Here is an 8,192-nt window from a genome sequence, read left to right on the forward strand (position 1 = left end):
CCATGCCGCCACACGGCTAACGAGGGCTTAAGCGACGCGGCGTCAGCGCGTCCCGTCGATCGCCGGCAGCTCGCCGGGCGGCAGGCCCGGGGCGGCCGACGCGGATTTCGGGGCGGCGGCACCGCGGGCGCGCTGGGCGAGCGCCACGGTCAGCCGCTCGGCCGCGTCGGGCTGCATCACCGCCAGCACCTCGGCCATCTTGCGCGGGTTCATGGCGACGACCACCGGCACCAGCACGTCGAGCTTCAGCCGGTCGAAAACCCGAGCGGCCTCCTTCGGCTTCATCGTCTCGTACATCGTCACCAGGGACTTCAGCCCCGCGGCCTCGGCCTCGGCGCGCCTGGCCGCCGCGTCGTCGCCCTTCTGCTCCAGGCTCTTGAGGTCGTTGATGCGGGTCTCGAGCTTGCGCTCGGCGTTCTCGATCAGCTGCTCGCGGGTCTCGAGGTCGCGCGAGCGCTGCTGCAGGGCGTCGCGCCGCGCGCCGAGCTTCTCGAGGATCGCCCGCTCGGCGGGCGAGACCGGCTCGGCGGCCGGCCGCGCCGGCTCCGGCGGAGGGGTGGACGACACGGCGGCCGGCGCCGGCGCCGTCTCCTTGGGCGAGACCGAACCGGTGATCGTCGGGTCGAGGGGCTCGTAGCCGGAGCGGGCATGGACCAGGAGCTCGGCGAAGCGGGCGCCGGTGGACGGCCCGGCCTCGAGGACGGCGAGCACCTTCAGGAACAGCAGCGCCGAGGCCGCCACCGCCACGGCGTCGACGAGGCGCAGGCGGATCATCGGCCCGCGCCAGGCCGGCGTCGTCAGGAGGCGCCGCACCAGCACGGCGACGGAGGCCGGGACCTGCGGGACCCGGGCGGGCAGCGTGGCGGCGGATCCGGCCGCCGCCGGCTTCGGCGAAGGCGTGGTCGCCGGCCTGGGCGCGGGGCCGGCCCCGGGCTTCGTCGCAGGCTTGGCCGCATCGCCGCCCGCGGCCGCCGGAGCCGCGAGGCCGGACGCGGCACCGGCCGGGGAATCGGCCGGCGGAAGCCCGACGAAGCGGCGCAGGAGCAGCGCGACGGTCATGCGGCCTGGGCCTGCAGGCGGCTCAGGGCCCGCTCGCTCAGCGCGCGGGCGGCGGCGGCGGCGGCGCCGAGGCGCTCGCTGGTCGAGACCGGCCGCGGCTCGGGCGCGGGCGGCACGGGAGCGGGCTGCGGCGCGGCGGAGGTCGGCTGGACGGCTTGCGGGGCGAAGGCTTGCGGGGCGAAGGCTTGCGGGGCGAAGGCTTGCGGGGCGAAGCTTTGCGGGGCGAAGGCCTGCGCGGCCGCCGCCGGCTGGGCGGGAGCCTGGGCCATCGCGGCGTGGGGCGCAGGTGCGGGCGCGGGCGCGGGTACAGGTGCGGGTACTTGGCCGAAGCCCGTCATCTCGGCCGGCGCCGCCGCCCGGGCCTGGGAGACGATGCGGCCGATGCGCGACAGCACCTCGTCGCCGGCCTGGAGCTGGGCGGCGAGGTCGGCATTGGTGCGCTCGGCCAGGCGCAGGCGCTCGTCCAGGGTGCGGTCGCACTCCGCCAGCGTGGTGCGCAGGCCCGTGATGGCGCGCTCGGCGGATTCGGTCGCGATCATCAGGTCGCCGATGGTCTGGCGCATCGCCGTCTCGTCGCCCTTCAGGCGGGTGATGCGCCGCCCGAGGCTGACCGAGGTGGCAATGCAGGCGACGAGCAGGACCGCCACCAGCAGGTCGGCGAGGATGCTGACGATCAGGCTCACGATACGGCCTCGCTGCGGGAGAAGGGAGTCATGGCGCCTCTAGCCGTCCTTGCGGTTCTGCATCGAGGCCTCGAAGGCCGCGAAGGTGGTGCGGGCGCGCCGCAGGGGGCGCGTCACCTGCACGGCGATGCTGTCGTCGAGCCGGCCGATCCGCCCCTGCGTCATCGCCCAGTCGCCGCAGCGCAGGGTGATGAGGTCGGCGGGCTTGGCGTCGAACATGATGGTGTCGCCGACCTCGAGCGACAGCACCCGGCGCAGGGGCAGCGACATCTCGTGAAGGACCGCCTCGACGGCGACGTCGGCCTGGAAGATCTCGGTGGCGAGGTGGCCTTCCCAGATGTGGTCGCGGCCGAGCTTCTCGCCCATGAAGCTCTGGAGGAGCAGGTCGCGGATCGGCTCGATCGTGGCGTAGGGGAAGAGGATCTGCAGGAGGCCGCCGCGGCCCTCCATGTCGAGCTTGAGGTCGATCAGGATCGCGGCGTTGGCCGGCCGGGTGATGGTGGCGAAGCGCGGGTTGGTCTCGATCCGGTCGATGAGGAAGCGCACCGGCGAGAGCGGCTGGAACGAGGCCTCGAGGTCGCCCAGGATGATCTCGACCATCCGGCGCACCAGCTGCATCTCGATCGGCGTGAACGGCCGGCCGTCGAGGCGGATGCTGGTGCCGCCGCGCTTGCCGCCGAGCAGCAGGTCGAGGGTCGAGTAGGCGAGGTTCGACTCGACCGTGACGAGGCCCGAATTCTCCCAGGCATCGGCCCGGAACACGCCGAGCAGCGTCGGCAGAGGGATCGCGTTCAGGTAGTCGCCGAAGCGCACCGAGGTGATGTTGTCGAGGGTGACCTCGACGTTGTCCTGGAAGAAGTTGCGCAAGGATGTCGACAGCAACCGGATCATCCGGTCGAAGACGATCTCGAGCATCGGCAGGCGTTCGTACGAGACGACGCCCGAATCGACGATGGCCCGGATGCCGCCCGCGCCCGAGGCCGAGAGCTCGCGCAGCGAGAACCCGAGGACCTGGTCGATCTCTTCCTGGTTCAGGATGCGGTCGTTGCCGGCGAGCTCGGGGAGGTTCTCGGCCTCGCCCTCGTCGATCATGTTGGCCCATTCGGCCGCCATGTCGCTCGCCTGGGTGGCGGTGCCCTGCTCGGCCAGCGCCGCGCCCCATTCCTCGGCGAGCGAGGCGTCGCCGCCGCCGCCCTGCTCGATCAGGGCCGCGGCCCAGTCGTCCTCGTCGATGGTGTCGTCAGGTCCGGCCACGGGAGCCCCAAATCCTGCTGGGAAAGGTCTACTGGATGACGAAGTCCTTGAAGAGCACGGCGTCGACCTTGGCGGGGTAGACCGCCACGTTGACCCGCCGCAGAAGCTCTTCCCGCAGGCGGTAGGTGCCGCCCGCCGCCTCGAAGTCGCCGACGCGCAGCTCGCGCACGAAGACCTGGAACGTGTCCTCGACCCGCGGCATCAGCGGCTGGATCTCCGCCGCCACCTTGGCGTCGCGGACCTCGAGGGCGAGCTTCAGGCGCAGGAAGCGCGGCTGGGTCTGCCCGGGCTCGGGCATCAGGTTCATGGTCATCTCGCGCACGTCCATGAACGCGATCGGCAGCTTCTGCTCGGCGGCCGGCTTCTCGGCATGCGCCGCGCGGCTGCGCATCACCATGAAGCCGCCGCCGGCGCCCGCCGCCAGGAGGACGGCCGCGCCGATGACGATCAGCTTCTTCCGGGAGCCGCCGGCGGGAGCCGCGCCCTCCTCGCCCTCGGCCTCCGGAGCCGGAGCCTTCTTCGGCTTCTTGGCCATCGCCCGTCGTCCAAACCCTGCCAGACCCGTCCCCAGGACGTGAGGAAAGTGTGTCCGAAGACGGTTAACGTGCCGTTAAGGCGGCAAATTCTGCCCGGTCGAACCTGCCGGGTCGGCACGAAACGCCCGGGCGCGGCGCCTTCGGCGATTAACCAAGCGTTTGCCATGACAGGAGAAATCCCGAGGGCACGGCCTGGCACGGCCCCTGCGATCACGGTTGCGGGTCCGCCGCTGGGGAGCGGGGTGGCCCGCCATCACGCATCGTCGGGGAGTAGCCGGTGCAGAACGCTCAGTTGATCGGGCTCTCGTCCCAGATGGCCCTCGGGCGCGAGCTCGAGGTCATCGCCAACAACATGGCCAACGTCACCACGACGGGCTTCAAGGCGCGCACGACGCGCTTCCAGGAATACCTGATGCCGAAGGCGAGCGCGGAGACGTTCCAGCGCTCCGACCGCAAGCTCTCCTACGTCATCGATTCGGGCACGCCGCTCGACCTGTCGCAGGGACCGATCGAGGCGACCGGCAACCCGCTCAACGCCGCGATCCGCGGCGATGCCTTCTTCGCGGTGCAGACCCCGCAGGGCGAGCGCTACACCCGCAACGGCGCCTTCGAGCTGAACGCGCAGGGGCAGATCGTGACGAGCGACGGCAACCTCGTGCTCGGCGACGGCGGCCCCATTCAGATCGGCCAGCAGGAGACCGGGCTGGCCCTCGGGCCGGACGGCACCGTCTCGACCAACCAGGGCACCCGCGGCCGCCTGCGCCTCGTCACCTTCGCCAACCCGCAAGCCCTGACGAATGCCGGCGGCAATCTCTATTCCTCGACCGCGCCGGCGCAGGCAGCCGGCCCGCAGGGGCGGATCGAGCCGGGCGCGCTCGAGCGCTCGAACGTCCGCCCGGTGCTCGCGATGAGCCGGATGCTGGAGGTGAACCGCACCTACCAGCTCGTCTCCGACACGGTCTCGCGGCTCGATTCCCTGCGCGGCCAGGCGATCCAGCGCCTCGCCGACGTCGGCAACGCATAAGGGAATCCCAGACGATGCGCGCGCTCTACGCCGCCGCCACCGGCATGGCGGCCCAGGAACTCAACGTCCAGGTCATCTCGAACAACATCGCGAACCTGCGCACCACCGGCTACAAGCGCCAGCAGGCGCATTTCCAGGACCTGCTCTACCAGAACCTGCGCCGGGCCGGCACCGCGACCTCGGACCAGAACAACCAGCTGCCGGCGGGCCTCGCCATCGGCTCGGGCGTCAAGACCACCTCGACCGCCCGGGTGATGTCGCAGGGCACCCTGACCTCGACCGAGAAGACCTACGACATCGCCGTGCGCGGCGAGGGCTTCTTCCAGGTCACGATGCCGGACGGGCGCACCTCCTACACCCGCGACGGCTCGTTCGACCTCGATTCGCAGGGGCAGATCGTCACCCGCGAGGGCTACCTGATGAACCCGAACATCACGGTGCCGAACAACGCCACCAGCGTCACGATCAGCGCCTCGGGCATCGTCCAGGCGACGATCCCCGGCCAGACCGCGCCGCAGAACCTCGGCCAGATCCAGATGGCCCGGTTCGTCAACAAGGTCGGCCTCGAATCGATCGGCGACAACCTGTTCGTCGAGACCCTGGCCTCGGGCCCGCCGATCACCGGCAATCCCGGCACCGACGGGTTCGGCAACCTGCAGCAGAGCTACCTCGAGGAGGCCAACGTCAACGCGGTCTCGGAGATCTCCTCGCTGATCGCCGCGCAGCGCGCCTACGAAATGAACTCGAAGGTCGTGACCGCCGCCGACCAGATGCTCTCCACCACCTCGCAGATGTTCCGCGGATGAGCGCCCCGATGATCCGCCCCGCTCGTCCCGCCCGCACCCTTGCCGCCCCGCAGGCGCGCCGCATGCTGCTCGGCCCCGGCATCCTGTCGCGCACCGCCCTCACGCTCCTGGCGCTCGGCGCCCTCACCCTGCCGGTTCTGGCCGGCGAGGCCCCGCGCCTCGCGCTCAAGGGCGACATCACCGCCGAGCGCGACGTCATCACGCTCGGCGACCTCGTCGCCGGGGCGCCGCCGGCGCTGGCCCACAAGGCGCTGTTCCGGGCGCCGGCGCTGGGCACCTCCGGCACGATCCAGGTCCGGCGCATCGTCGAGGCGACGGCCGGGCTCGGGCTCGACGCGCCGGAGAGCGGCGGCCGGCTGCAGATCTCGGTGCAGCGCGCGGCCCGCCGCATCGCCGCGCCGGAGATCGAGGGCGCCCTGAAGGCGGCGCTCGCCAAGGTCCGGGGGATCGATACCGGCTTCGTCACGGTCGCCTTCGAGGGCGAGCCGCCGGTGCTGACGGTGCCGCCGGACCTGATCGCGAGCGTCACCGCCCAGGAGGTGACCTACGATCCCCGCAGCCGCCGCGTCACCGCCCTGGTGGTGGTGGGCGAGCGCCAGGCCTCGCTGCGGGTCTCCGGCCAGCTGGTCGAGATGGCCGACGTCGCGGTGCTGACCCGCTCGATCAACCGGGGCGAGACGCTGTCGGCCCCCGACATCGCGGTCGAGCGCCGCCCGCGCGACGGCCTGCCGGCCGACATCGCGGCGGATGCCGCCGCCTTCGTCGGCCAAGTGGCGCAGAAGCCGCTCGGCGCCGGCACGGCGTTGCGCTCCGGCGAGCTCACCCGGCCGGACCTCGTCGCCCGCGGCGAGGCGGTGACCATCGTGTACGAGACCCCCGGCGTGGCGCTCGCCCTGCGCGGCCAGGCCCGCGAGGGCGGGCCCCTCGGGGCGGTGATCGGGGTGATCAACCCGGTCTCCAAGAAGGTGATCCAGGCCACCGTGATCGGCCCCGGCCGCGTCACCGTGGCGCCGATCGTGCCCGTGACCGCCGCGACCCCGGCCGCCCCCGGCCGGCTCGCCTCGGCCCGGCCGTGAGGAGGGCCTGAGATGTCCGCCTCCCGCCTCATCGTCGTCGGCCTCGCGGGCGCGCTGCTCGCCGGCTGCAACACCGTCGACCGGCTCTCGAACATCGGCGCGACGCCGGTGCTCTCGGCGATCGAGGACCCGACCGCGCAGCCCGGCTACCGCCCGGTGCGGCTGCCGATGCCCGACGTCCAGCCGGTCTCCTACGCCTCGAACTCGCTCTGGCGCACCGGCTCGCGCGCCTTCTTCAAGGACCAGCGCGCCGCCAAGGTCGGCGACCTCCTGACGGTGAAGATCAACGTCACCGACAAGGCCAACCTCAACAACGAGACCAAGCGCTCGCGCGCCAGCAACGAGTCGTTCGGGCTGCCGAACGCCTTCGGCCTCGAGACGAAGACCAAGCTCCTCGGCGGCGCCGACCCCTCGAAGCTCCTGACGGCGGATGCCGTCACCAGCAACGACGGCGCCGGCTCGGTGCAGCGGGCCGAGACGGTGACCACCAGCGTGGCGGCGATCGTCACGCAGGTGCTGCCGAACGGCAACCTGGTGCTGGAAGGCCGCCAGGAGATCCGCATCAACTTCGAGGTGCGCGAGCTGATCGTCGGCGGCGTGGTGCGGCCGGAGGACATCGAGTCCGACAACACCATCGATTCGAGCAAGATCGCCCAGGCCCGCATCGCCTATGGCGGCCGCGGCCAGATCACCGACGTGCAGCAGCCGCGCTACGGCCAGCAATTCCTCGACGTCGTGCTGCCGTTCTGACGAACGGTGCCGTTCTAACGAACGGCCTATCAGGATCCCGCACCGGGCGGCGCGCTCCCCCTCGAGCCCCCGGATGCGGCGCGGCCCCGGCACTCCCCGCCGGGGCCGCCCTCGTTTCCAGTGTCGCCACGAAAAAGCGCCGCATCCGCCGTACTTCGACCCTCCCCTTCTACGGCAAGGCTGTCCGGGAAAAGGAGAGGCCGCCGAAGCCGCGGCGGGCCCTCAATCGTCCCGGTACACCCGCTCCCGGCGCTCGTGGCGCTCCTGCGCCTCCAGCGACAGCGTCGCGATGGGTCTGGCCTCCAGGCGCTTGAGGGAGATCGGCTCGCCGGTCTCCTCGCAATAGCCGTAGGAGCCGTCCTCGATCCGGGCGAGGGCCGAGTCGATCTTGGCGATCAGCTTGCGCTGGCGGTCGCGCGCGCGCAGCTCGATCGCCCGGTCGGTCTCGGACGAGGCGCGGTCGGTCAGGTCGGGGTGGTTCTCGTTCTCGCTCTGCAGCGCCACCAGGGTGTCCTGGGCCTCGCGCAGAATGTCTTGTTTCCAACCCTGGAGCTTGCGGCGAAAATACTCCCGCTGACGCTCGTTCATGAAGGGCTCGGCGTCATTGGGGGCATAGCCCTCCTCGATCACGATCTTCGCCATCGCGCCCCTCGGAAATCAGCTGTTGTCCTGACCGCAGCCGTCGTCATGGCCGCAGCCCACTTGGCGCAGCCCTATAATAGAGGCTGCACGACATCACAATGTCCCTGGACCGACACGCAAGGACCGGACCAGGGGACGGGAGCGCTCTGCTGCAAACGTGTCACGGTCGTCGGCCATCTGCACCAGCCGCCGGGGCTCCGAGCGCCGCCGCGATGTCCGCCTCCAGACGTCGCGCGACGGGGTGGCGGTAATGCGAGGCGTCGAAGAACAGGTCGGGCCCGTGCAGCTCGGGCCTGTCGCCGGACCAGTCGACGACGCGGCCGCGCGGCGCCACCGCGGCCGCGAGCGCCGCGCGGCAGGCC

9 protein-coding genes and 1 pseudogene are annotated in these 8,192 nt (G+C 71.8%); 4 read left to right on the top strand and 6 right to left on the bottom strand.

Annotation, left to right across the window (positions count from 1 at the left end; all coding sequences use genetic code 11):
• Positions 1-42: 42 nt before the first annotated feature.
• The 4 genes from A5481_RS14035 to fliL are packed head-to-tail and all read right to left on the bottom strand — an operon-like array spanning position 43 to position 3,531.
• Positions 43-1,059, bottom strand: a complete 1,017-nt coding sequence (locus tag A5481_RS14035; RefSeq protein ID WP_342447360.1) for a MotE family protein — start codon at positions 1,057-1,059, stop codon at positions 43-45.
• Positions 1,056-1,742: a DUF6468 domain-containing protein gene (locus A5481_RS35840; protein WP_053082535.1), complete on the bottom strand. Its 687-nt coding sequence runs from the start codon at positions 1,740-1,742 to the stop codon at positions 1,056-1,058. The genes A5481_RS14035 and A5481_RS35840 overlap by 4 nt, the downstream gene beginning before the upstream one ends.
• A 39-nt stretch (positions 1,743-1,781) precedes the next feature.
• Entirely contained in the window at positions 1,782-2,996 is a 1,215-nt protein-coding gene (gene fliM / locus A5481_RS14045; protein WP_048436196.1) for a flagellar motor switch protein FliM, read from the bottom strand.
• A 28-nt stretch (positions 2,997-3,024) separates the two neighbouring features.
• Positions 3,025-3,531 carry a flagellar basal body-associated protein FliL gene (gene fliL / locus A5481_RS14050; protein WP_048436195.1) on the bottom strand — a complete coding sequence of 169 codons (507 nt, stop codon included), beginning with the start codon at positions 3,529-3,531 and terminating at the stop codon, positions 3,025-3,027.
• 278 nt (positions 3,532-3,809) lie between these two features.
• Here fliL and flgF point away from each other — a divergent pair, with 278 nt between their 5' ends.
• From flgF to flgH, 4 genes are read left to right on the top strand one after another with little or no spacing between them, the layout of a single operon-like run.
• On the top strand, positions 3,810-4,556 hold the full coding sequence (flgF, locus tag A5481_RS14055) for a flagellar basal-body rod protein FlgF (protein WP_048436194.1): 747 nt from the start codon (positions 3,810-3,812) through the stop codon (positions 4,554-4,556).
• A 14-nt stretch (positions 4,557-4,570) separates the two neighbouring features.
• Positions 4,571-5,362 carry a flagellar basal-body rod protein FlgG gene (gene flgG, locus A5481_RS14060; RefSeq protein ID WP_048436193.1) on the top strand — a complete coding sequence of 264 codons (792 nt, stop codon included), beginning with the start codon at positions 4,571-4,573 and terminating at the stop codon, positions 5,360-5,362.
• Between the two features lie 8 nt (positions 5,363-5,370).
• A complete protein-coding gene (gene flgA / locus A5481_RS14065; RefSeq protein ID WP_048436192.1) occupies positions 5,371-6,438 on the top strand; it encodes a flagellar basal body P-ring formation chaperone FlgA in 1,068 nt (355 codons plus the stop codon).
• Positions 6,439-6,450: 12 nt separating this feature from the next.
• Complete coding sequence (gene flgH / locus A5481_RS14070; RefSeq protein WP_048436191.1) at positions 6,451-7,188, top strand: flagellar basal body L-ring protein FlgH; 738 nt, start codon at positions 6,451-6,453, stop codon at positions 7,186-7,188.
• 222 nt (positions 7,189-7,410) lie between these two features.
• On the opposite strand, the gene dksA is transcribed toward flgH, so the two are convergent.
• Positions 7,411-7,830, bottom strand: a complete 420-nt coding sequence (dksA, locus tag A5481_RS14075) for an RNA polymerase-binding protein DksA (protein WP_048436190.1) — start codon at positions 7,828-7,830, stop codon at positions 7,411-7,413.
• A 160-nt stretch (positions 7,831-7,990) separates the two neighbouring features.
• Positions 7,991-8,192: pseudogene (locus A5481_RS34645) on the bottom strand (hypothetical protein); the annotation flags it as partial.

It is taken from the genome of Methylobacterium platani (assembly GCF_001653715.1).
Classification (GTDB): Bacteria; Pseudomonadota; Alphaproteobacteria; order Rhizobiales; family Beijerinckiaceae; genus Methylobacterium; species Methylobacterium platani.